We start from the raw sequence: 22,607 nt of genomic DNA, 5'->3' as shown, positions 1-22,607 counted from the left end.
GGGCCGGGCCGGGAGCGCCGCACGGCCGGCCGGGTCGGGAGCGCCGCACGGCTAGCCGTGCCAGGAGCGCCAGAGGGCCGCGTAGACGCCGCCGGCCCGCACCAGCTCGTCGTGACTGCCCAGCTCCACCACGCGGCCCTCCTGGAGCACCGCGATGCGGTCGGCGTCGTGGGCGGTGTGCAGCCGGTGGGCGATGGCGATGACGGTGCGCCCCGCCAGGACCGCCGACAGGGACCGCTCGACGTGCCGCGCGGTCCTCGGCGCGAGCAGCGACGTCGCCTCGTCCAGGACCAGCACCTGCGGATCGGCCAGAGCCAGCCGGGCCAGGGCCAGTTGCTGGGCCTGCGCGGGTGACAGGGCCACCCCGCCCGCGCCGACCGCGGCATCCAGGCCCAGCCCTGCGACCCAGTCCCCGGCGTCCAGCGCCTTGAGGGTCTTCTCCAGCTCCTCGTCGGTCGCCGACGGCTTCGCCATGACGAGGTTCTCGCGCAGGGTGCCGGCGAAGACGTGGTGCTCCTGGGTGACGAGCGCGACCCGGCTGCGCAGGTCGGCCAAGGGCAGGTCGGCCAGGACAGCGCCGTCGATGGTGACCGTGCCGGACGTCGGCGGCGCGATCCCGGCGACGAGCCGGCCGAGGGTCGACTTGCCGGCGCCGGTGGGGCCGACGACGGCGAGCCGCTCACCGGGCTCGACGTGCAGGGTGACGTCGCGCAGGACGTCGTGGCCCGCCCGGTAGGCGAAGCTGACCCCGTCCAGCGTCACCCCGCCGCCACCGGCCGGGGCCACCGGAACCGACGCGCCGGCCGGGGCCACCGGAAGCGACGCGCCGGCCGGGGCCGCGCCGCGTACGCCGAGGGTCCTCGCCAGCGACGCGCCGCCGATCTGCAGCTCGTTCATCCAGTACAGCAGGATGTCGACCGGGACGATGACCTGCTGCACGTAGAGGGTGGCGGTGGTGACCGCGGCCAGGGTGACCAGGCCGTCGAGATAGAACACGCCGCCGAGCACCAGGGTCGCCGCGACGGGCAGCACGTACGCGACGTCGCAGATCGGCAGGAACACCGAGCGCAGATGAAGGGTGTAACGCTCCGCCTGGTAGGACTCGGCGATGTCGGCGTCGGCGCGGGCCGTACGGCGGTGCGCGATGCGCAGGGCCTCGACGGTGCGGGCGCCCTCGGCGGTGTCGGTCAGCCCGTCGGTGATGCGCGCGTACGAGGCGCTCTGCCGCAGGTAGCCGTCGCGGGCCCGGCGCAGGTACCAGCGGGTCGCCGCCCAGAGCACCGGCACCGCGACCAGGCACGGCAGGGCCAGCAGCGGGTCGACGAGGATCAGCGCCCCGACGGTCAGCACGATCGTCGTGCCGGCGAAGAGCGTGTCCGGCACGGCCTGGCGCACCGCCCGGGAGAGCAGGTCGACGTCCCGGGTGGTGCGGTTGACCAGGTCGCCGGTGCCGGCCCGCTCGACCGTGGCCAGGGGCAGCGCCAGGACGTTGTCGACGAACTCCTCGCGCAGCTCGGCCAGGACGCTCTCGCCGAGGCGGGCGGAGGCGTAGACGGCGGCAGCCAGCAGGACCGCCTGCGCCATCACGAACACGAGGATGAGCACAACGGCGTGGGTGACGTCGGCGGCGCCCCGGGAGACCTCGCCGATGAGGTCACCGAGCAGCCGCGGCGCGACCAAGCCGGACGCGGCGGTGCAGGCGTGCAGGGCGAGCGCGCCGAGCAGTGCGCCACGGTGCTGGACGGCGAGGCGGCGGGCCTGGGCCCGGACCTCCCGCGCCGACGCGACGGGCAGGGTGGGCACGGGGTCGCCGGTGTTCACGCTTCGTCCTCCCTGGCAATGATCGGTCGGTACCGGGCGTCGCCGCGCAGCCCCTGGTGGGCGCCCTCGGCGACGACCCTGCCGTCGACGACGACGGCGACCCGGTCGGCGGCGTTGAGCATGATCGGGCTGGTCGTGAAGACCACGGTCGTGCGCCCAGCGCGGGCCTGGCGCAGACGCTCGGCGATGCGCGCCTCGGTGTGCGCGTCGACGGCGCTGGTCGGGTCGACGAGCACGAGCACCTCGGGGTCGGCGTTCAGCGCGCGGGCCAGCCGCAACCGCTGCCGCTGCCCGCCGGAGAACTCCTGCCCGGCGCCGACGACCGCCTGGTCTAGGCCGTCGGGCAGTGCCTCGATGATGTCCCGCGACGACGACGCCTCGAGCACGGCGGGAAGCCCGTCGGGGCGGTCGGCGGGGTCGAGTTCGGTGCGTAGCGGGCCGGCGAAGAGCCGGTCCTCGTTGGTGGTGACCAGGATGCGGGCGCGGACCTGTTCCAGCGGCACGTCGCGCAACGGCACCCCGCCGAACGTGACGGCCGTGCCGGTGTGTCGGCCGAGCCGGTCGGCGAGCAGCGCAGCGTCGGACGGGGTCGCGCAGGCGACCGCGACGAACCGGCCGGGCTGGATGGTGAGACCGGCGTCGGGATCGACGAGCTCCAGCGGGCCGTCCGGCAGCGCGGTCGTGCCCGAGGCGTGCTCGGGTTCGATGTTCAGCAGCCGGACCACCCGCGCGGCGGCGACGTTTCCTCTGGTGAACTGGTCGGCGCCGTCGGCGACGCGGCGCAGCGGGGTGGCGAGGAAGACCGCGTAACCGTAGAAGGCGACGAGCTGCCCGACGCTGAGCCGGCCGTCGAGGACCGACTCCGCGCCCAGCCAGACGACGGCGACCAACAGCAGCCCTGGCAGGAGGGTCTTGGCGGCGTCCAGGGCCGCCTCCACGCCGGCCACCCGGACACCGGCGCCGCGTACCCGCTGCGACATCCGCCGGTAGCGGCGGGAGAACTCGGCCTCGCCGCCGATGCCGCGCAGGACGCGCAGGCCGCTGCTGATGTCCACGGCGTGAATGGTCAGCTCGGCCTGCTGGTCACGCAGGTGCTGCTGACGGCCGTGCAGGGGGCGCAGGAGTAGCCCGACGGCCCAGAGCATGGCCGGCACCCCGACGAGGACGACGAGCCCCAGCTGCCAGGACGCGCTCAGCATGATGCCGGCCACCACGACGATCACCACGACGGCGCCGGCGAACCGGCCCGTCGTCTCCAGCGCGGCACCGAGCTGGGTGATGTCGGCGACGCCGACGCTCACGACCTCGCCGGTGGATGCCACCGTGCGCAGCGTGCCGCCCAGCCGGGCGGCCTGCGCGGTGACGAGTTGCAGCGTGCGGTACGCGGCACCGAGCGACGCGGTCAGTCCGCAGCGGTCCTGCCCGAGCCCTGTCAACGCCTGCACCACGCCGAGGACCAGGATCACGCCGCCCCACCAGAGCAGTGCCGGCCGGTCGCGGCCAACGATGCCGGCGTCGATGGCCTCGCCGAGGGCCGCCGGGATCAGTGCCTGCGCGACGGTGCAGGCGATTCCGGCGACGGCGCCGAGCAAAATCGGGGTACGGAATCCGCTGGCGAGCCAGCACAGATATCGCAGCGACGATCGGCAATCCGGGGTGACGACTGGGGGTTCCGGGAAGTTTCGCACGCACCCTCTTATCAGGGAGAAGCGGACGGTGACAGGAAAGAATGTTCACTATTCAAACATGGAAGCGGCAAAAGGCCGCGCTCGCATCGTCGTGTGTCTTGTCGTCCGGGTCGACGGGGGGATCGGCCCGTTCCGCCGCCCGGGTCGCGGCGATCACCGCAGCCGGACCACCCCGCCCGAGTACGGCGAGCAGGTCGCCCCACGTCCAGCCGAAGCGCTCCACGAGCCGGGCCGCCCCGTCGGTGAGCACGGCGGCGCAGTCCAGCTCCGCGACCGCCACCGAGCCGGTCAGCGCCTCGGCGGCGGCGTCCGGCCGCGCCCCGACGACCCAGAAGCCGCCGGGCACGTTGCGCCTGCCGTGCAGCTGCGACCAGGGCAGGTGGTGGAACCGGCGAAGCCGGTCGTCGGTGACCACCGTGACCGCCCCCCGCCGGTCGCGCAGCAGCAGCACGGCGTCGCCGAGGACGAGGTGCTCGACCCGATCGTCACGCAGCCGCAGCATCGCCACGGTCGCCGACGGGCTGCGCGGGTCGTCGAGGTCGCAGGTGTCGACGTGGGCCGTGCGGACCGCCCCGGCGGCGGCACTCAGGAGCACCGGCAGCGGCCCGGCGGCGTCCGCGCCGAGGAGCCGGCCCAGCTCCCCCGCGACCGAGCGGGCGAACCAGCGGACCCCGTGGCGACAGCCGGAGGCAACCCCCGGCTCGGCGGTCGCGCCGTCAAGCGCCACCGCGAACGTGTCGCCGGCCGCGACGGCGTCCTCGTTGTCGACGTCGGGCGCGGCGCGGCTGCACATCGTCACCTCCATGCTCACCGCCACCCGTCCGCCTCGTAGGCCAGCCACTGACCGACCGTGCGGATGCCGTCGGTGAGGCGGATCCCGGGCCCGTCCCGCCCCGCCGTCCCCGGCGGGGCGGTCAGCGGGGTGTCGCCGTCCAGGACCGGCACCGGCTTGACCGTCCGCGAGACCAGCACGGCCAGCTCCGCCGGGTCCACGAGCGATCCCGCGTCGGGCGGGTCGACCGGCGTGCCGTCGAGCGCCCGGGCGACCTCGGCGGCGATGTCCCACACGTGTGAGTAGGAGGTCGCCCGGCAGTCGCGGTCCACAACGATCGGCTGGGCGACGAGCGACCGGGCGACGTAGTCGTCGAGCGGCTGGCAGGGCACACCCGGGCCGTACGGCGTGCCGGTGCGCAGGGTCACGGTCCCCGGTTGCGGGCCCGTGCCCGTCACCCGGACGGCGTCGTCGGCCGCCACCACCGTCACGTCGTGGCCCCGGTCGGCGAGCTCGCCGGCCAGGGCCTGCCCGAGCGACGGCGCCACGGGCGGCGCGCAGGGCACGACGACCACCCGCCGGTGCCGGCCACCGGCGCGACGCCCCGCCGCCGGGCGGACCCCCGCCGGGGCGCGCAGCCCAGCGACGACCCCGGCCAGGGCCAGCTCACCGAGCGGTTGCCGCAGCGCCAGCAGCTCGTGCCCGCCGACACTCAGGCAGAGGCCCCCCGGGCCGATCGACTGCGCGGCCCGCACCACCAGCGGGTCCGCCGCCAGCGCGGACACGTCCTGTCCGGGCCGACGGCCCACCGCGCCCGTCGCGTACGCCGTGCGCCACACCCCGAGCAGCACGTCGTCGTCGAACCGCTCGCGCAACACGGCGGACCGGGCCAGGGCGGCGGCGAAGGTCGTGGCGCAGTCGTCGACGTCGACGCCCAGCCGGCGGGCCCAGCGCTGCGGGCCGACAGTCGACCAACGGCCCGCGTCGCCGCGCACGGCACAGAGCGCGAGTCCGAACTTGTAGAAGGGCAACGCCGCCGGCTCCACCGCGCCGGTGATCGACCAGTCCGCGCCCGGCGGCGGCTCTCCGTAGCACGCCGAGAGCCGCAACCCGTGGGCGTCGTTCTCCGCGACGCTGGGGAAGTCGCCGTGCTCGACGAGGTTCGGCACGGTCACGTACGTCCGGACACCCCGTGCCGCGAGGTAGCGGGCCATCACCACGTCACCGGCCCAGTCACCGGCGTGTTGCCGGGCGAACGCCGCGAACCCCGCCCCGACGGCCGCCGGCAACATCAGTGCGACCGTCGGGGTGTACTCCCGCGCCGCGCGCACCCACCGGGCCCCGGCCAGCGCGCCGAGGCGGACCGCCGCGCCGGTGCGGGAGCACCAGTTGGCGTGGAACACCACGGCCGCGTCCGGCGCCCCGGTCGCGGCCCGCACGGCGTGCTCGGCGAAGCCCGGCACCAACAGCGCGTCGTCCTCCAGCACGACGTGGTGCGTCGAGCCGGCGGGAATCGACGACCACGCCCGCATCGCCGTACGCAGCCCGGTCGGCGGCCCGTCCGGTTGCGGGTCGAGCACCAGCTCCAGCAGCCCCGGCGGGGTGGTGGCCAGCAGCTCCCGGCCGGGCCCGAGCCGGCGCGGATGTGCCATGACCCCGCCGGTGAGCCGGATCGCCGCGCTCACCGCGGGGCCACCACGGCGCACGGCTCCCCGGGCCCGTCGATGAGCTCGACCAGTGCCCGCAGCTCCTCGACGCCGAGCCAGTCGGAGTTGAGGTCGGAGCGGTAGCGGAAGCCCTCCTCGACCCGCCGGCACCCCTCCGGTGCGAGGTAGCCGACCCGCCGGATGGTCGGCATGACGACGTACCGGTCGGCGGACTGGAACGTACGCTGACTGTCCTCGGCGGCGATCAGTTCCTCGTGCACCTTCTCCCCCGGGCGGATGCCGACCTCGTAGGTGGGGCAGCCCGGCGCGATGGCCTCGGCCAGGTCCGAGATGCGCACGCTCGGGATCTTCGGCACGTACAGCTCGCCGCCGCGCATCACGTCGAAGGTCTCCACCACGAACCGGACCGCCTCGTCGAGGGTGATGAGGTATCGGGTCATTCGCTTGTCGGTGATGGGCAGGCTCGCGCCGGTGCGCGCCCCCAGCCGCTGGAACAGCGGGATGACCGAGCCCCGGCTGCCCATGACGTTGCCGTACCGCACCACGGAGAAGCGGGTAGGCCCGCCGTCGCTGGAGGTGAAGAGCTTGTCCGCGACCATCTTCGTCGCGCCGTAGAGGTTGATCGGGCTGGACGCCTTGTCGGTCGAGAGCGCCACGACCTGCCGCACGCCGTTGGCCAGCGCGGCGTCGATGACATTCTGCGATCCCACGACGTTGGTCTTGACGAACTCGAAGCCCTGTCCCTCGGCCGTGTCGACCTGCTTCAGCGCGGCCGCGTGCACCACGAAGTCCACGCCGCGCATGCAGTGGGTGAGCCGGTCGCGGTCGCGGATGTCGCCGATGACCGGACGCAGCCGAGGCTCAGCGGGGAAGTGCTGGCGGATCTCGTACTGCTTGAGCTCGTCGCGGGAATAGACGAGGACCAGCTCGGGGTCCAGGAACGCCAGCGCGTGCTGGACGAACGCCTTGCCGAACGACCCGGTTCCGCCGGTGACGAGGATGGTGGAGTTACGAAGGACGCTCATGGACATCATTCCTTTTCGGGCCGGCCCGTCAGGTGCACAGTTCACGGATCAGGACGAAGGGCTCCGCGTAGGCCCAGCCGACGCCGCTGCCCCAGCTCTCCGCGTTGGACCTGATCGCCCGCGACGACCGTGGGTGCGGCCACGGCCGGGTCTCCGTCTGGTAGCAGGAGAACGCGGACACCTTGTCCTCGATGGTGGCGGTGACGTCAACGAAGACGTTCGGCGCGAACGACGCCTCGAACGGGGGGGTCCACTCGATGCCCGAGGTGGTGGCGTAGCTGAGCACCCGCCGCACCGAACCGCCGGCGTAGGGGCGCGTCGCCACCATCACCGAGTGGAAGACCGTGCGGTGGTCCATGTTGACGTCCGGGTGGACCGTGTAGACGGTGTCGGGCCCGAACTCGTCGACCGCGTCCTCCACGACCCGGTTCACCTCGACGTGGCCGACGGTGTCCAGGCGCATGTCCGGCAGCGTGCGCTGCACGCAGTGCGTCACCCCGAGGGTCTTCGCCGCCGCCTCGGCCTCCCGGAACTTCTGCTGGGCGATCCGCTCGTCGCCCGGGTACTGCGTCGAGCTGCCCTCGGAGACCCAGAGCACGGCGACCTCCGCGCCCTCGTGCAGCGCGTGCTTCGCGATGGTCCCGCCCATGCCGAGGATCTCGTCGTCGGGGTGTGCCGCGACCACGAGGATGCGCCGCCGTGCCATCAGCTCTCTCCTGTCTCGTCGGTCCGGTCCTTGCGCACGACGAAGTCGCCGACGGCCAGCACGTCCAGCCCGGTGGCGAAGAACGTCCGCAGCGCGTCCTCCGTGCTGGACACGATCGGCTCGCCGCGCACGTTGAACGACGTGTTGAGCACCACCGGAACGCCGGTGAGCTCGCCGAAGCGCTCGATGAGCCGGTGGTAGCGGGGGTTCGCCGACTCATGCACGATCTGCGCCCGAGAGCTGCCGTCGGTGTGCACGATCGCCGGTGCGTCACGGCGCAGCGCCTCGCTCGCCGGGAACGCCATGGTCATGTACCGCGAATCGGTGTGGCGGGTGAAGTAGCGCCCGGCCGCCGAGGCGGTCATCGACGGGCCGAACGGACGCCACAGTTCCCGCTGCTTGACCGCCGCGTTGACCCGGTCGCGCACCTCGACGCCGCGCGGGTCGGCGAGGATGCTGCGCTGCCCGAGGGCGCGCGGGCCCGCCTCCAGCCGCCCCTGGCACCAGGCCACGAGCCGGCCCGCGACCAGGTCGGCGGCGATCGTCTCGCAGATGTCGTCGCTGCGGGTGTACGCGACGCCGGCGTTACGCAGGACCGCCTCGATCTCCTCGTCGTCGGACTCCGGGCCCCAGGCGACGGACGTCAGCGGCGGTGGCAGCGCACCGGTCTCCCGGTGGCAGGTGACCAGCGCGGCGCCCGCCGCCTGGCCGTTGTCGGCGCAGAGCGGGTGGGCGAAGACGTCGGTGACCTCGGGCAGCGCGAAGATCCGCGAGTTCATCTTCACGTTCAGCCCGACCCCGCCGCCGATGCACACCTCGGAGACGCCGGTCTGCGCGACCCCCCAGCGGATCAACCGGCAGGCCGCGTCCTCCAGCGCCTGCTGCACCGCGAAGGCGAGGTCCATGTGCCAGCCGGTGAGCGGGTCACGGGGCAGGCGCGGTGCCCCGCCGAGCAGCTTGACGAGCTTGTCGGTGAACCGCCGCGAGTAGGAGTGCTCCCCGTAGTGGATGTAGGACGGGTCGAGCCGGTACTCCACCCCGTCGGACGCCGGGAGCAGCACTTGGCCGACGAGGTCCGCCAGGGCCGGGTCGGGCCCTCCGTGCGCGGCCAGGCCCATCACCTTGTACTCGCCGTCGTAGGCGTCGAACCCGAGATACTCGGTGAACGCGGCGTAGAACCAGCCGAGGGAGTGCGGCATGCACACCTCGCGCAGCGGCGTGAGTTCCGCGCCCCGCTTGAGCCACAGGACGGTGGTGTGCTGGTCGCCGGAGCCGTCCAGGGTCAGCACGACGGCCGACTCGAACGGCGACTCCATCGCCGACTGGAACGCGTGGGTGTAGTGGTGCGGCGCGAAGCGGATCGGCGGGAACGCGATGTCGCCGTACTGCCGCCGCCAGTGGTAGTGGTGCTTCGCCGTCTGCCCGGCGATGTCGAACTCGCGCAGGCAGCCGCGCTGCCAGTCCAGGGTGGCCCGGTCCAGCGGCCACTCCTGCGCCATGCCGTCGAAGAACCGCCGCATCCGGCCGTCGGTGTAGGCGGCCAGGTCGTAACCGACGGTGACCGAGGCGACCTCTTCGAGCCGTACCCCGGCGGTTGCCAGGCAGTAGCGCAGCGCCCGGTCCGGATAGCGGCCCGGCGCGTGCTTGGTGCGCAGGAACCGTTCCTCCTCGGCGTACGCGACGACACGGCCGTCGACGACCGCCGCCACCGCCGGATCGACCTCGGCGGTGGATATGCCGAGAAAAACCTGGTCAGACATGCTCGACACTCCTCATCTGCGGGGTGGGCCGGACGGCCTGCGCGACGCTGTCGGCGTGGGCCTGGACGCGGCGGATAACCGCGCAGATCCTGTCCACCACGTCGTCGGTCATCCCGCTGTACAGCGGCACCGCGAACACCGCCGAAGCGCGGGCCTCGGTGTTCGGCAGCGGCCCGGACACCGCCTCGCGGTAGGCGGTCTGGCGGTGCACGGGTGGGTCGAAGTAGTTGCGGGTCGGCACGTTCTCCGCGCGCAGCGCGACGACGAGGGTGTCGCGTTCGATGCCGAACAGCGCCGGGTCGACCGTGAGGGAGAGGTCCTTGTGGGTGCTCGTCGCGCCGGGCGGCACCCGGGGGAACTCGATCCCAGGCACGTCGGCGAGGGCGGCGCGGTACCGCTGCACGAGCGCCAGCCGGCGGGCCAGCAGGTCCGGGAAGCCGGGTAGCTGGTGCCGGGCCAGCGCTGCGGACAGCTCCGGCATCCGGGCGTTGAGGCCGACGAAGAGGCTGTCGAAGCTGCCCGGGTTGCCGTACTCCCGGGCGATGCGCAGCTCCCGGGCCAGGCTCTCGTCGGAGGTGGTGACGATGCCGCCCTCACCGGCGGTGAACGGCTTGGTCGGGCTGAGGCTGAACACCTCGGCGAGTCCCTTGCCACCCACCCGCGTGCCGTCGGGGTAGACCGCGCCGAAGGCCGGGGCCGCGTCGAGCAGCAGCGGCACCCCGCGCGCTGCGGCGACCTCGGCCAGGGCGTCGGCGTCGCACGGGGTGCCGAAGACGTGCACCCCGAGGATCGCCACGGTACGGTCGCCGGTCGCCTGCGCCGCAGCCGCCGCCGACAGGCCGAAGCCGCCGGGGTCGATGTCGGCGAAGACCGGCCGCAGGCCGTTCCAGCGAGCGGCGTGCGCGCTGGCCATGAATGTGAAACTGGGCATGACGACCTCGCCGCCCGCGCCCAGGACACGCATGAGCAGCATCAGCCCACTCGTGCAGCTCGACACCGCCACCGTGTGCGCGACGCCGAGGAACTCCGCGAGTTCGGCTTCCAACGCGGCGAGGTGACCACCTTTGGTCAGGGTGCCCCCGGCGACGATCTCGCCGAAGACAGCCAGGAGGTCGCCGTGCTCGCGCAGCAGCGGGGGCCGCGCCAGCGGCGGCGTCTCGGTGAGCAGCGGCGAACCGCCGAGCAGCACCGGCTTGTCGACGGACATCGTGGCGTCCCCTCTCAGCTCGGGTCCTGCGGGAACAGCGACGCGAGCCGCTCCTCCAGCACCCGGATCGCGTCCATGTCGGGGGCGACGGCGCAGTACCAGACCGACCCCGCGTCCGGGTCGTAGGCGCTGCAGAACAGCGCACCGGTGCGGGTGGCCGGGTCGTAGGCCAACCCGGCGGCCTCGACTGCCTCGCGCGCCTGCCGGAACGACGGCGCCCGCCAGCCGACCCGCTCGAAGAGCACCCGGTCGCGGGCGAAGTCCGGCCCGACGACCCGACGGCCGAGGATCTCGTGCAGGTGCGTGGAGCCGGTGACCCGGCCGTTGTACTCGGTGAAGTAGACCGCGCCGGCCGGGGTCACGATCGCGTCGGCGGAGAGCCAGCCCCGGTAGCCCATCGCGCGCAGCGGCTCGCACAGCCGCCGGGCGTGCCCGGTGACCTCGGCCATCCGCCCCGCCGGTTGGTTCGGCGCCGGGATTGCCTGCGCGTTGGCGATCGGCACGTAGAACATCTCGCCGTCCGCGCCGAACTGGATCCCGCCGTCGGTGATCAGCAGCTCGGAGAAGACCGCCCGGCTGCCCGGGAAGTACTCCTCGACGACGAGGCGGTGCCGGCCCGCGCTGGTGAAGCTGTCCCACTCGGCGACGAGGAACTTCGCGACCGCCGCGCGGTCCGGCACGACCGACACGCGCGGAGCGCCGTAGGGCTCGACCCCCTCGACCCGGCTGAGGATGTGGTTGCCGACGCCGCCGGAGTAGAACTCGTGCTTGATGATTACCGTGCGGTCCTCGACGAGTAGGTCCCAGATCGCCCCTTCGGCGTCGGTCGGGTTGGCGCAGACCGCCCCCGGTGGGATCGGCACGCCGGCCCCTGCGGCGACGGCCCGGAAGACCGCCTTGCTGTTGACCAGGGTGCCGCCGCCCTGACTGGTGAACGCCTGGCCGGGCAGCGTGTCGAGCAGGCCGACCCGGCGGGTGAGGGCGACCACGGAGGCGTCGGGCCAGGTCGCGAGGACCTGCTCGACGGTACGCCCGGCGAGGGCCGCCCCGAGGTCGGCCAGGAACGACGGGTCGGCCAGGCGGTCCCCGGTCAGCCGGGCCGACCCGTCGACGCCGGGCGGCGGCACCAGCAGCCGCAGCGACCCCCGGTCGACGCCGAGCACGCCGGTGACGTAGTCGACGTAGTCGTCCTCCGGCAGCGCAGGCAGCACCAGCACGTCGCCGTCGCGGGCGAACCAGACCAGCCGTTGGGCCCACCAGGCCGCCCCGGCCTTCTCGAACTCACCGACCAGGTCGATGTTCGTGCTGTTGCCGATGAGCAGTCTCACCGCGTCACATCCTCACTCGTCCGGTTGGTGGTTGGCCGCGCGGCTGCGCCGGGCCCGTCGTGGCGCGGGGGCAGCCGACGCAGGAACCGGGCCAGGCGGGCGACGCCCTCCTCGATCCGGTCCGGGGTCAGGTAGCTAGAGGACAGCCGCAGCCGGTTAGGCCGCCGCCGTCGGGGTGGAAACCCGCTACAGGTAGTCCTCCGGCCCGCCCTCGCGGACGGTGTCGAGGGTGAAGCAGTGGAAGCCGCCGCCGAAGAGCCGCCGGTGGCGGTGCCGGACCGGCACCACGGTGAACCCGTGCCGCTCCAGGGTCCGCATGAGGTCCGGGCAGGCGTCGTTGACCAGGACCGTGTCCGGGCTGACGCTCAGCACGTTCAGGTCGATGAAGGGGCTGGTCAGGACGAGGTCGTCGTCGTCGTACCGGGGGAAGGTGTTCTCCGTCGGCGGCGGCGGGACGATCGTCTTCCAGGTGCGCAGTGGCTCCGGCAGGGCCTGCGCGACGGCCTCTGAGCGCACCAGGAGCACACCGGGGCGCAGCGCCAGGACCATGCTGTCGATGTGGCTGTCGCTAAGCCGGTGGACCCGGTGGATGCGGAAGCGGCCCTCCAGGTGGCGCTCCAGCCAGTCGCAGGCCAGCGCGTGGTTCGCGGTCGAGATGTTCACCACGATGTCGCGGCCGAGGCGCAGGCACTGGGCGCCGTCGAACATCATCTCGTAGCCGACGTCGTAGGCGGACTCCTCCGGGTCCTCGATCACCTCGGTCGGGCCGCCGGCGGTGCTGTTGGCGTACGAGAGGTCGAACGACGCGTCGGTCATGATCGGCCGGGGCATGACGGTCCAGCGGGCGCCCTGGCGGAAGTACTCGGCGAACACCGGGGTGAGGAACTGGGTCTCGAAGTATCTCGACCGGATCATCGGCGGGGTTTCGATGATCTCGTCGCCCAGGATGATGCTGTTGTCCCGAACGTTGAGCGGCGGCACCACCGCCGCGGACCAGGCGGGGGTGCGGACCTGCGTGGTGGCCGCGTCCAGGCGCAGCGGCCGGTGCACCCGCACGTCGAGCGACTCCAAGGTCTTCACGATGCCCTCGATGTCCTCGGTGAGCTCCTCGACGTAGCGCTGCTTGATCGTCGACCGGGTCGGCCCCGCCGTCGAGGCCGAGGCCGTCGACAGCCTCGGGTAATACCATTCCGTCCGTACGATGTTGTCGTGGAAAAACAGATCGAACGACAGTTCACGCTCATGTGAGGTGTAATTCTCAGCAGATCCGACAATCACCTCCCTGAGCGGCGACCACTCATCATAGCTATTGAGCTTCATCGACTCCTCCTGAAGATGCGCAGGCTAATACGCGGCACGAGCCCAGGGGCGGCACGTGTCGATGACGCTAAGCACCAGCGATGGCCGGACGGCGCTTGAGACCGCCGCCCAGCAACCGGAAGGGTTGGCAATCAGGGCTGGATGCCCAAAACCGAAGGGAGTGTTCGACCAGCTCCGGGACCCTCAGGCCACCACGGAACACGCTCGGACAAATGCATGGCACGCCCCCCCGTGGAACGTCAGCAGCAACTGTTAGGAACGCTAACTGGATCACCCCTCCCCGTCAAGGCATTGGCGTGCTTGATTTCCAAGCCATACGCTCCGGCACTGAACGGGGAATTAGTTACGGCTACCACTGAAACGTGGGCCACTGATCCTTACGCCCTGCGCGGCACCGGCCGCGCGACCGGACGGTGGCTTTCCGATGGCTTCCGAGAGCGCCCCCTCGGCGTTTCCGGCAGCGTCCTGCGGTGGTGGGCGGGCCTGCGACTGCGGGCCTGCCGACGCCCCGTGACCACGCCCGATCGGCGATCAGGAGCGAGCGCGACGTGACAAACCGGGTCTCCAGCTACGCGTCGCGTACCCGGCCCTGCTGCGTCGGTTCCCCACCCTGCGCCTCGCCGTGCCGCCGCAGGATGTCCGGCTCTCCGGCGACATGGGCTTCTACGGCGTCCACCACCTGCCGGTCACCTGGTGACCGGCGGCCCCCACCCCTCGTCGAAAGGAACAGCATGTCCCCCGCAGAGGCTCCGCAGGACCAATCGGCGTACGAGCGGTTCCACCTCATCGTGAACGGCCCGGCGCTGTTCAGCGCCGTCGTCACCGGGCTCGACCTGGGCGTCTTCACCCTGCTGCACCGCTCGATGGCCGCGTTCACGCTACGGACGATGCCGGGGCTGCTGGACAACCCGGAGGTCGCCACCGTCCGGCATCTGCTGGACGTCGGCGGCGGTGACGGCACGACCGCGCGGGCGTTCGCCGAGCGGTACCCGTCGGCCGAGGTCACGATCTTCGACATGCCGAGCGTCACCCGGCTCGTCGACACCCCCGATGGCGACCGGGTCCGGCTCCATCCAGGGGACCTGTTCGCCGACCCGCTGCCGGTCGGCGCGGACGCCGTGCTGTTCAGTCACGTCCTGGAGGTCTTCTCCGGCGAGCAGATCCGGACCCTGCTGAGCAAGGCGCACGCGGTGCTCCCGGCCGGCGGGCGGCTGTTCATCTACGGCTTCCCCGCCTCCGACGACGAGGAGGAGGGCGTCTACTCGGCCCGGCTGTCGCTCTACCTCAACGTGCTCGCCACCGGCGCCGGCATGACGTACCCGGTCGGCGACTACGAGCAGTGGGCGCGGCAGGCGGGCTTCGGCGGGGTCAGTTCGTTCACCGGCCTGCCGTACGAGCACGGCCTCGTCGTGGCGACGAAGGAGTAGCCGAACCCGGGGTGGGTCCCCTCGTGACGCGGCGGCCGGCGGGGGGATCACCCGCCGACGCGGCGGGCCGGATCACACGCCAACGCGCTGGGGCGGGACGGTCAGCCCGTAAAGGGCCATCAGCTCCGGGCTGTCCACCCGGCTGCCGTCGGCCACCGCGTCGCAGGCGATGTCCACGATCTGCTCCTTGTGCGCCAACAGGTACGGCCGGGCGCCCACGTCCGCGCTGGCCAGGGTGGCGATCCCGGGCCAGTGCCGGCGGCCGAAGAGCATCGGGTACCCGCGCAGCCCGTCATAGGTGGCGCAGACCAGCACGTCCGGAAACGGCAGCGCGACCACCCGCCGCACGGCCGTCGGGGTGAGCCCCGGCATGTCCACCGGGACCACCACCACCGCCTCGACGGCCTCGTCGGTCAGCGCCGCGAGGCCGGCCCGGATCGACGAGCCGACCCCGGTGCCCCAGGCCCGGTTGACCACCACCGTGGCGCGGGACAGGTCGGCGGTCTGCCGGACCTGGTCGGCCGCCGCGCCCAGCACCACCACGATCTGGTCGCAGCCGGCCTCGGTCATCGTGTCGATCATCCGGTCCACGAGGGGCCGCTCGCCCTGGTGCAGCAGCGCCTCGGGGCCACCGAGACGGCGTCCCCCGCCCGCCGCGATGATCATTCCTGCGATACGCACACCGGGTGCAACGAGTACTCGGTGGATGAGTGTCGGGGCGGAACGGGTATTTGCCGCAAAGGTCAACACCGCCTCCGGCACCTGCGGTGGTCACCGCGCCGGCTGGAGGCACCCCACCCGACCAGGCAGGCCCGCCCGCCCGCCGGTCAATCGGCGTCGGCGTAACAGTCGACCACCGACACGTCCAGCGGGAACCGGACCGGGGTGTCGCCGAAGAGCAGGGCCGTGGCCCGCCCGCCGCTGGCGCGCACCGCCCGCGCCACCGCGTCAGCCTGCGCGGCCGGGCAGTGCACGACCACCTCGTCGTGCTGGAAGAAGACCAGCTCGGCGGCAGTGTCGGCCAGCGCCGCCCGCAGGGTGGCCAGCAGGGTCGAGGCCCACTCGGCGGCGGTGGCCTGGATGACGAAGTTGCGGGTGAACCGGCCCCGCGAGCGCGCCGCCCGGGCCCGGGGGCCCTGCGGGTCGGCCACCGCGCCGGGTTCGACCCCGGCGTCCTCGCCGTCGGCGAAGCCGAGCACGCCGGGCGGGCACGTCCGCCCCAGCCAGGACCGGACCAGCCCGCCGGCCTCGCCGGTGCGGGCCGCCGCCTCGACGTACGCGAAGGCAGTCGGGTAGTTGCGCCGCAGCACCGCCAGGGCGGGGACGGCCATCCCGCCGGTCTGCCCGTACATGGCGCCGAGCAGGGCCACCTTGGCCCGTGCCCGATCCCCGCCGAAGGAGTCCCGGGCGAGGGCGGCGTAGAGGTCGCCGGCCCCGCCTGCCGCGGCGAGTCGTGCGTCACCGGAAACGGCGGCGAGCACCCTCGGCTCGAGCTGACCGGCGTCGGCGACGACGAAACGCCAGCCCGGGTCGGCCACCACCGCGCGCCGGATCACCTTCGGGATCTGCAACGCACCGCCGCCCCGGGTGGCCCACCGTCCGGAGACCACCCCGCCGGGGACGTACTCCGGGTGGAACCGGCCGCCACGCACCCAGGTGTCCCGCCAGGCCCAGCCGTGCGCCGTCCAGATCCGGTAGAGCTCCTTGCGCTCCAGCACCAGCGGCACCGCCGGGTGGTCGACCCCGCGCAGCACCCAGGCCCGAGTGTTGGGCAGCTCGAACCCGACCCGGGCGAACGCCCTCAGCAGCTCGGCCGGGGAGTCGGCGTGCAACTGGCGCACCCCGAACGCCTCGGCGATCCGGGCGGCCAACTCGACCAGCCGGCGGGGCGGGCCGCCGACCGGGGACGGCTCGCCGAGCAGCTCGGTGAGAATCTCGTCGTGCACCTCAGCCCGCCAGGGCAGCCCGATCGCGCCCATCTCGGCGGCGATCAGCGCGCCGGCCGACTCGGCGGCCACCAGCAGCCGGAACCGGCCGGGGTGCTCGGTCGCGGCGATCCGGGCGACCTGATCGGCGTACACCCGGGTGAGGGCCTCGATGCCGGGGCCCGGCGGGCCGGGCAGCGTGTCGAAGAGCGCGCCCTGGCCCTGGCCGGGTGGGTCGGCGGGTCGGGGCGGCGGGTCCGGCGGCACCGGGGCATTGGTCAGCCGGGCCCAGGCGGCGGCCAACGAGCGGGGCTCGCCCCAGCGGCCGGCGTGCCCGAGCAGCAGCGATTCGGTCAGCTCGACGTCGTGGCAACGGTCGAGTCGGACCCCGGCGCGCAGCAGTGCCGGGTAGACGGCGGCGCCGGAGCTCCACACCCAGCGGGGATGCTCGGCGGCCTCCCGGGCACCTACCGCGGCGGCCAGGTCAACCACCGGCTCGGCCGAACCGACGACCCGGCCGGCGGGCTCGAGGTCCTGCAACACTCCCCCACCCCGCTCACCCACCACCACCGCCACCACCACGAACGCGATCCTCCCTCACCCCTATGACACCCCACGCCGCCCCGACACCCGAAACCCGACACCGCCGGCCCGCTGGCCGGCCCCACTTTCACGGAAAGAGTGGCCATTCGCGACGGAATGGCCACTCTCTCCGTGAATCTGCGCCCGCAGGAGGTGGGGCGGGGTGGGGTGGGGGGTTATTTGCCTGCGCCGGCCGTTAGGCCGGACTGGATCTGGCGTTGGAAGATGGCGTAGACGATGATCATCGGCAGGATGGCGATGGTCAGGGCGGCGAAGAGGCCGGACCAGTCAGCCTCGTACCCCGCGTTGACCGAGATGTCGGCGATGCCCTGGGTAAGCACCCACTTGTCCTTGGCGTTGGAGAGCAGAACCAACGGCAACTGGTACTGCGCCCACTGGCCGATGATGTTGAAGATCGCGACGCTGATCAGGCCGGGCTTGGCCATCGGCAGCATCACCTGGAAGAACAGCCGGGTGTGCGAGCAGCCGTCAATCATCCCGGCCTCGGCCACCGAGTTCGGCAGCGTCCGGAAGAACGCCGCGAGGAAGAACACGGTGAACGGCAGCGAGTACGCGGTGTAGACCAGGATCACCCCGGTGTGGGTGTCCAGCAGGCCCAGGTTCTTCACCACGAAGAAGAGCGGCACCAGGGCCAGGAAGACCGGGAACGCCAGCCCGGAGACGAACAGGTAGTACACCGCCCGGTTGCCCCAGAACTTGTAGCGGGCCAGCACGTACGCGGCCATCGAGCCGAGCAGCATGGTGCCGAAGGTGCTGCACCCGACCACGATGACGCTGTTGACGAAGTACCGGCCGACGTGCGCCTTGGTCCACGCCCGGCCGAAGTTCTCCCAGCGCAGCTCGGCCGGGAGGGTCCAGGGGCTGCTGAAGATCTCGCCGGTGTTCTTGAACGCCGCGAGGAACGTCCAGAGGATCGGCACGATGACGATCACCGCCCAGACGGCGAGCGCGATGTGGCCGAGGCCGGAGAGGAATCGCACCTCCGAACGACGGGCCTTCGCGGCCGATCCGGTCGCGGTGGACTTCCCGACAGGGGGCGTCGGCACCGCCGGCGCCGACGGCAACGTGGTCTTCATTGTCAGTACTCCACGCTTTCCCGCTTGGTCAGCCGCAGCGTCAGCGCCGCGAAGGTGAGGGTGAAGAAGAACAGCGCCACGCCCATCGCCGAGGCGTAGCCGTACTTCGAGTAGACGAACGCGTTGCGGTAGATCTCGTTCGCCAGCACCGTGGTGGCGCCGTCGGGGCCGCCGCTGTCCACCGAGAGCACCGCGACGATGGCGAAGGCATCGAACGCGGCGATGCCGAGGTAGACCCAGGCCACCTGGAGGGTGTCCCAGAGCAGCGGCAGAGTGACCCGGAAGAAGAGCGTGACCCGGGTCGCCCCGTCCACCTCGGCGGCCTCGTAGATCTCGCCGGGGATGGAGGCCATCCCGGCCGAGAAGAGCACCACGTAGAAGCCGACGGCCTGCCAGACCAGCACCGCGATGATCGACCAGAGCGCCAGGTTCGGCTTGACCAGGAACAGCACCGGGTCGAAGCCGAACTCCATGAGCACGCCGTTGATCAGCCCGGACTCGTTGGGCCGGTAGACCATCTGGAACAGCACCGCGATGATCGCCACGGCCAGGACCTGGGGGAAGAAGAACACCACCCGGTAGAACTTCGACCCCCAGACCCCCTGACGCTGGCCGCCGACGCTTCTACCGCCCACGTTGAGCTGGAAGGAGAAGAACAGCGCGATGGCGATCGTGATCAGCGGCAGGGCAAGCAGCAGTACGCCGTGGTGCTGGACCGCCTTCCAGAAGCTGCCGTCCTCCAGCAGCCTGCGGTAGTTGTCGAAGCCCACCCACTGTGGGGCGGACAGGCCCCGCCAGTTGGTCATCGAAATCTGGAACGCCTGGGCGTACGGCGCGATGACGAAGACGACGTACAGCGTGACCGGGGCGAAAAGGAACCCGATCACGAACGGATACTTGCCGTGCCGCATAACCCCGCTCCGATCAGCGCTTGAACTTGGTGACGGAGCTGTCCTTCTTGATGGCGTCGGCGCGCTTCTGCACCCGCTCCACGAAGGCGTCCGCCTTGATCCGACCGAACATCAGCTCGTTGGTGGCGGTGCGCGCCTCGGTGTCGAGCTCCTTGTACCAACCGTCGAAGTAGATGTTGAACACGTCCTGGCCGGCCGCCTTGAGCGCGGTCTGCGAGCTGGCCACGCCGGGCGGGAAGGCGTATCCATCGGAGCCGGCGGTGACCACCGTCGGGGCCTTGACCACCTCGGTGAAGCCCTTCGCGCCGGCCGTGGAGAGCATCTGGCGCATGTACTCCATGCCGCCGCGCGGGTTCTTGCTCTTGGCCGAGACGAAGTAGCCCTCACCGGCGGTGGCGCGCAGGGCCGTGCCCGGCAGCTTGTCGGACGCCGACAGGCTCGGCACCGGCATGAGCTGGTACTCGAAGCCGGCCGGGGTGTCCTTCTTCTGCTCACCCTCCAGCCAGTCGCCGCTGGGGTAGAAGGCGACCTTGTACTGGTTGTGCCGGAGCTGGATGTCGGTGTGCTTGAGCCCCTCGAAGCTCTTGTCCACGTACTTGGCGCCGACCTCGGCCCATGCCGCGGCGGCCTGCTTCACGGCGTCCTGCTGCCAGGCGCCGTCCTCCAGGTTGTCGATGTTCTTCAGCACGTCCGCGCCGCCGATCTTCGCGGCGTGGGTGAGGATCACGTTCCACTGGTAGTACGCGGCGTTCGCGCCCGCGTAGCCGTACGGGGTGATGCCCTTGGCCTTGATCTTGTCGAGCAGGGCGGTGAACTCGGTCCAGTCCTTCGCCGGGGCCCAGCCGTTGTCCTTGAACAGCTTGCCCGAGTACCAGATGCCGAAGACGGTGGAGACGTAGTAGAGGACGTACGGCTTGCCGTTGAACGAGCCGGCCTCGACGGTGCCGGGGACCACGGTGTCGCGGACCTTCTTGCTCGGGTCGTCGACCGACGGGGCGTCCCACAGCTCGGTGAGGTCCTGGAGCTGGCCGTCGGCGACCAGCGAGCCGAAGTCGATCAGCTTCTCGCCCGAGTTGTTGACGAACTCCGGCGGGTTGCCGGAGGCGAACCGGGGCTGCAGCACCGTGGAGACCGCCTGGGTCGCCTGGTGCTTGACCTCCGCCTTGGGGAACGCCTTCTTGTAGAGCGGCTCGTGCACCTCGGTGGCGTACTTCTCGCCGTAACCGCCGTTGAAGATGACCACCTCCAGCAGGGCGTCGTCCTTGACGCCGAACGGGTTGGTGGCGCTCTTGGTGCCAGTCTCGGCCTTGCTGTTCTCCTTGTCGGGCTCGCTGGTCGCGCAGGCGCTGAGCAGGCCGACGGCCGGGGTGGCGAGCAGCCCCACGGCGGCGGCGCGGCGCAGCAGGGTCCGCCGGCTCAGGTCGGCCGGGTGCTCGGGGGTAACCGACATCTTTGTCACTCCTTATGGTGTCGAATCAGGCGGTACGTCGGAGACGCCCGGCGTACCGCGACTCGAGGGCGAGGTTGTGCTCGTCCCCACCGGGGACGTTGGCGGAGAGGTAGACAGGGGGAACCTCTCCGGCCTGGTGGAACCGTCGTACGACCTCGGCGGTCAGCAGCTGCGCCAGCAGCGCCGCGGTGACCGAGGAGACCGCACAGACCGCGCCGCCGCCGGAGAGCGGCAGCAGTGCGTCGCCGTACGGCGCGCCGTTGTCCAGCACGACGTCGGCGAGGTCGGCGAGCCGGTGCCCCGACGGGTGCCGGGGGGCGACCCGCGTGGTGTGCTCGACGGAGGTGACCGCGATCAGCGGATGGCCGTTGCCGGTGACCAGCGTAGCCAGCTCGACCACCGAGCCGTTGATGCCGGACTGGGAGGCGATCAGGAAGACGTCGGCCGGCTGCGGGGCGGCCAGGGCGTAGAGCTGGTGGGCGACGGCCGGGTCGCGTTCCAGCTTCGGGTCGGCGAGCACGTCGCGGGGTGCGTCGCCGTGCAGCACCAGGTCGTGCAGGGTGATCCGGTTGGTGGGGACCAGCCCGCCGGCCCGGGCGACCAGCTCGGCGGCGAATGCCTCGGAGTGCCCGGCCCCGAACGTCTGGAGCACCCCGCCGGCGCGCAGGCCGGCGGCGATCAGGTCGGCGGCCCGGCCCACCGCCGGGGCCTGGGAGTCGACGAGCCGGTCGAGGACCGGTCGGACGGCGTCGGCGTACCCCTGGGCGCTGATCATGCGGTGGTCCTCTTCGCGGCCTTGTGCCCGTCAACGGCCTGGGCGGTGCGCCGGAAGGCCGCGTGGGCGCGGTCGTGGGTGCGCTGCGCCACGGCGATGTAGAGCAGGTCGAGCACGACGAGCTGCGGGTGCCGGGCGGAGAGCGCGTCCGGGCGGAAGGTGGTGGCCTGACTGGCGGTGAGCAGCACGATGTCGGCCAGCTCGGCCAGCGGCGAGCGGGGGAAGCCGGTGAGGGCGATGGTGGCCGCGCCCCGGCTGCCCCCCTCGGCGAGCATCTCGATGGTCTCCCGGGTCTGCCCGGTGTGCGAGACGCCCAGCGCCACGTCGCCGGGGCCCAGCAGCGCGGCGCTGGCCAGCCCCTCGTGCACGTCGCTCCACGCCCAGGCGGCCACCCCGATGCGGTGCAGGCTGAACTGCATCTCCGCGCCGACCAGGGCGCTGCCGGAGGCGCCGAAGATGTTGACCCGGCTGGCGCCGGCGATGGCCACCGCCGCCCGCTCCACCTCGGCGAGGTCGAGCAGCGCCGCGGTGTCGTGCATGGCCCGGGTGTCGGCGGCCATGATCTGGCCGAGCACCCGCTCCAGGGGGTCGCCGGGCTGGATCTCCCTGCCGATGTCGACGGTCCAGCCCGCGGAGCGGGCCCGGCCGGTCTCGGCGGCGATGCCGAGGCGCAGGTCCGCGTACCCCTCGAAGCCCATCGCCCGACAGAACCGGGTGATGGTGGCCGGGGAGGTGCCGCTGCGCTCCGCCAGCTCTACGATGGTCGCCCGGGCCGCAGCCTCGGGGTCGCTGAGCACGTGCTCGGCGACCCGGCGCAGCGCCCCCGTCAGCTCCTCCGCGCCGGCCCGGACCCGGAGCAACACGCCGTCGGCGGGACGCCCGCTTCGCCGGTCGGCAACGGCTGCATCGACCACGACGGTCCCCGTGGGGACGTCTACCTCGTGATCCATGCGATGGCCTTTCGGAAAGAGTGTTAACTGTTAGTGGTAAAATTTCTTACTAAAGACCCCCCCGTGTCAAGACCGTGGGCGAAGTTTTCAAACTGTTACCTGAGCCACGACCGCGGGCGGGGCCCGACCTCTTGCCTCGCGCACCCGGGTCGACCAGCATGAACCCGCCGGCTGGCACAGCTACAGGGAGGCCCAG

At 72.2% G+C, this 22,607-nt stretch carries 18 protein-coding genes; 1 reads left to right on the top strand and 17 read right to left on the bottom strand.

Features of this window, described 5'->3' with window-relative positions:
• Positions 1-51: 51 nt before the first annotated feature.
• From SNR22_RS06015 to SNR22_RS05970, 10 genes are all read right to left on the bottom strand, one after another.
• Positions 52-1,821 carry an ABC transporter ATP-binding protein gene (locus SNR22_RS06015; RefSeq protein WP_320065457.1) on the bottom strand — a complete coding sequence of 590 codons (1,770 nt, stop codon included), beginning with the start codon at positions 1,819-1,821 and terminating at the stop codon, positions 52-54.
• Positions 1,818-3,509 (bottom strand): ABC transporter ATP-binding protein, encoded by a 1,692-nt coding sequence (locus tag SNR22_RS06010; protein WP_320065456.1) that lies wholly within the window; start codon positions 3,507-3,509, stop codon positions 1,818-1,820. The genes SNR22_RS06015 and SNR22_RS06010 overlap by 4 nt, the downstream gene beginning before the upstream one ends.
• Positions 3,510-3,561: 52 nt before the next feature.
• Entirely contained in the window at positions 3,562-4,350 is a 789-nt protein-coding gene (locus SNR22_RS06005) for a protein phosphatase 2C domain-containing protein (protein WP_320065455.1), read from the bottom strand.
• Complete coding sequence (locus SNR22_RS06000; protein ID WP_320065454.1) at positions 4,317-5,966, bottom strand: hypothetical protein; 1,650 nt, start codon at positions 5,964-5,966, stop codon at positions 4,317-4,319. Before SNR22_RS06000 ends, SNR22_RS06005 begins: the two co-directional genes overlap by 34 nt.
• Positions 5,963-6,973: a UDP-N-acetylglucosamine 4,6-dehydratase (inverting) gene (gene pseB, locus SNR22_RS05995; protein ID WP_320065453.1), complete on the bottom strand. Its 1,011-nt coding sequence runs from the start codon at positions 6,971-6,973 to the stop codon at positions 5,963-5,965. The genes SNR22_RS06000 and pseB overlap by 4 nt, the downstream gene beginning before the upstream one ends.
• Before the next feature lie 28 nt (positions 6,974-7,001).
• Entirely contained in the window at positions 7,002-7,679 is a 678-nt protein-coding gene (locus SNR22_RS05990) for a PIG-L deacetylase family protein (RefSeq protein ID WP_320065452.1), read from the bottom strand.
• The gene (locus SNR22_RS05985) at positions 7,679-9,439 is read right to left on the bottom strand and encodes a carbamoyltransferase (RefSeq protein ID WP_320065451.1); all 1,761 of its coding nucleotides are present in this window, start codon (positions 9,437-9,439) and stop codon (positions 7,679-7,681) included. Before SNR22_RS05985 ends, SNR22_RS05990 begins: the two co-directional genes overlap by 1 nt.
• Positions 9,432-10,646, bottom strand: a complete 1,215-nt coding sequence (locus SNR22_RS05980) for a DegT/DnrJ/EryC1/StrS family aminotransferase (protein WP_320065450.1) — start codon at positions 10,644-10,646, stop codon at positions 9,432-9,434. The genes SNR22_RS05985 and SNR22_RS05980 overlap by 8 nt, the downstream gene beginning before the upstream one ends.
• Positions 10,647-10,660: 14 nt before the next feature.
• On the bottom strand, positions 10,661-11,974 hold the full coding sequence (locus SNR22_RS05975) for a peptide ligase PGM1-related protein (RefSeq protein WP_320065449.1): 1,314 nt from the start codon (positions 11,972-11,974) through the stop codon (positions 10,661-10,663).
• A gap of 186 nt (positions 11,975-12,160) precedes the next feature.
• Entirely contained in the window at positions 12,161-13,294 is a 1,134-nt protein-coding gene (locus SNR22_RS05970) for a glycine amidinotransferase (RefSeq protein ID WP_320065448.1), read from the bottom strand.
• Positions 13,295-14,025: 731 nt separating this feature from the next.
• On the opposite strand from SNR22_RS05970, the gene SNR22_RS05965 reads away from it, so the two are divergent.
• Positions 14,026-14,721: a methyltransferase gene (locus SNR22_RS05965; RefSeq protein WP_320065447.1), complete on the top strand. Its 696-nt coding sequence runs from the start codon at positions 14,026-14,028 to the stop codon at positions 14,719-14,721.
• Positions 14,722-14,793: 72 nt separating this feature from the next.
• On the opposite strand, the gene SNR22_RS05960 is transcribed toward SNR22_RS05965, so the two are convergent.
• The 7 genes from SNR22_RS05960 to SNR22_RS05930 all read right to left on the bottom strand — a co-directional run bounded on the left by SNR22_RS05960 (position 14,794) and on the right by SNR22_RS05930 (position 22,411).
• Positions 14,794-15,387, bottom strand: a complete 594-nt coding sequence (locus SNR22_RS05960) for an NTP transferase domain-containing protein (RefSeq protein ID WP_320065644.1) — start codon at positions 15,385-15,387, stop codon at positions 14,794-14,796.
• Positions 15,388-15,548: 161 nt separating this feature from the next.
• Positions 15,549-17,228 (bottom strand): bifunctional 3'-5' exonuclease/DNA polymerase, encoded by a 1,680-nt coding sequence (locus SNR22_RS05955; protein WP_413775598.1) that lies wholly within the window; start codon positions 17,226-17,228, stop codon positions 15,549-15,551.
• A 176-nt stretch (positions 17,229-17,404) separates the two neighbouring features.
• Positions 17,405-18,325 carry a carbohydrate ABC transporter permease gene (locus tag SNR22_RS05950; RefSeq protein ID WP_320065446.1) on the bottom strand — a complete coding sequence of 307 codons (921 nt, stop codon included), beginning with the start codon at positions 18,323-18,325 and terminating at the stop codon, positions 17,405-17,407.
• A gap of 2 nt (positions 18,326-18,327) precedes the next feature.
• A complete protein-coding gene (locus tag SNR22_RS05945; RefSeq protein ID WP_320065445.1) occupies positions 18,328-19,236 on the bottom strand; it encodes a sugar ABC transporter permease in 909 nt (302 codons plus the stop codon).
• Positions 19,237-19,249: 13 nt separating this feature from the next.
• On the bottom strand, positions 19,250-20,686 hold the full coding sequence (ngcE, locus tag SNR22_RS05940; RefSeq protein WP_320065444.1) for an N-acetylglucosamine/diacetylchitobiose ABC transporter substrate-binding protein: 1,437 nt from the start codon (positions 20,684-20,686) through the stop codon (positions 19,250-19,252).
• A gap of 25 nt (positions 20,687-20,711) precedes the next feature.
• On the bottom strand, positions 20,712-21,461 hold the full coding sequence (locus SNR22_RS05935) for an SIS domain-containing protein (protein WP_320065443.1): 750 nt from the start codon (positions 21,459-21,461) through the stop codon (positions 20,712-20,714).
• Entirely contained in the window at positions 21,458-22,411 is a 954-nt protein-coding gene (locus SNR22_RS05930) for a MurR/RpiR family transcriptional regulator (RefSeq protein ID WP_320065442.1), read from the bottom strand. The genes SNR22_RS05935 and SNR22_RS05930 overlap by 4 nt, the downstream gene beginning before the upstream one ends.
• Between the last annotated feature and the right edge of the window lie 196 nt (positions 22,412-22,607).

The organism is Micromonospora sp. RTGN7, assembly GCF_033804645.1.
GTDB lineage: Bacteria > Actinomycetota > Actinomycetes > Mycobacteriales > Micromonosporaceae > Micromonospora.
Note: the sequence above shows the minus strand (reverse complement) of the source record. Positions and strands in the feature narration are given on the sequence as shown.

Coding starts and splice junctions, on each gene's coding strand:
- SNR22_RS05960 (WP_320065644.1), bottom strand. CDS start 15,387: ATGATCATCGCGGCGGGCGGGGGACGCCGTCTCGGTGGCCCCGAGGCG.
- SNR22_RS05965 (WP_320065447.1), top strand. CDS start 14,026: ATGTCCCCCGCAGAGGCTCCGCAGGACCAATCGGCGTACGAGCGGTTC.
- SNR22_RS05970 (WP_320065448.1), bottom strand. CDS start 13,294: ATGAAGCTCAATAGCTATGATGAGTGGTCGCCGCTCAGGGAGGTGATT.
- SNR22_RS05985 (WP_320065451.1), bottom strand. CDS start 9,439: ATGTCTGACCAGGTTTTTCTCGGCATATCCACCGCCGAGGTCGATCCG.
- SNR22_RS05990 (WP_320065452.1), bottom strand. CDS start 7,679: ATGGCACGGCGGCGCATCCTCGTGGTCGCGGCACACCCCGACGACGAG.
- SNR22_RS05935 (WP_320065443.1), bottom strand. CDS start 21,461: ATGATCAGCGCCCAGGGGTACGCCGACGCCGTCCGACCGGTCCTCGAC.
- pseB (WP_320065453.1), bottom strand. CDS start 6,973: ATGAGCGTCCTTCGTAACTCCACCATCCTCGTCACCGGCGGAACCGGG.
- SNR22_RS05980 (WP_320065450.1), bottom strand. CDS start 10,646: ATGTCCGTCGACAAGCCGGTGCTGCTCGGCGGTTCGCCGCTGCTCACC.
- ngcE (WP_320065444.1), bottom strand. CDS start 20,686: ATGTCGGTTACCCCCGAGCACCCGGCCGACCTGAGCCGGCGGACCCTG.
- SNR22_RS05930 (WP_320065442.1), bottom strand. CDS start 22,411: ATGGATCACGAGGTAGACGTCCCCACGGGGACCGTCGTGGTCGATGCA.
- SNR22_RS05945 (WP_320065445.1), bottom strand. CDS start 19,236: ATGCGGCACGGCAAGTATCCGTTCGTGATCGGGTTCCTTTTCGCCCCG.
- SNR22_RS05950 (WP_320065446.1), bottom strand. CDS start 18,325: ATGAAGACCACGTTGCCGTCGGCGCCGGCGGTGCCGACGCCCCCTGTC.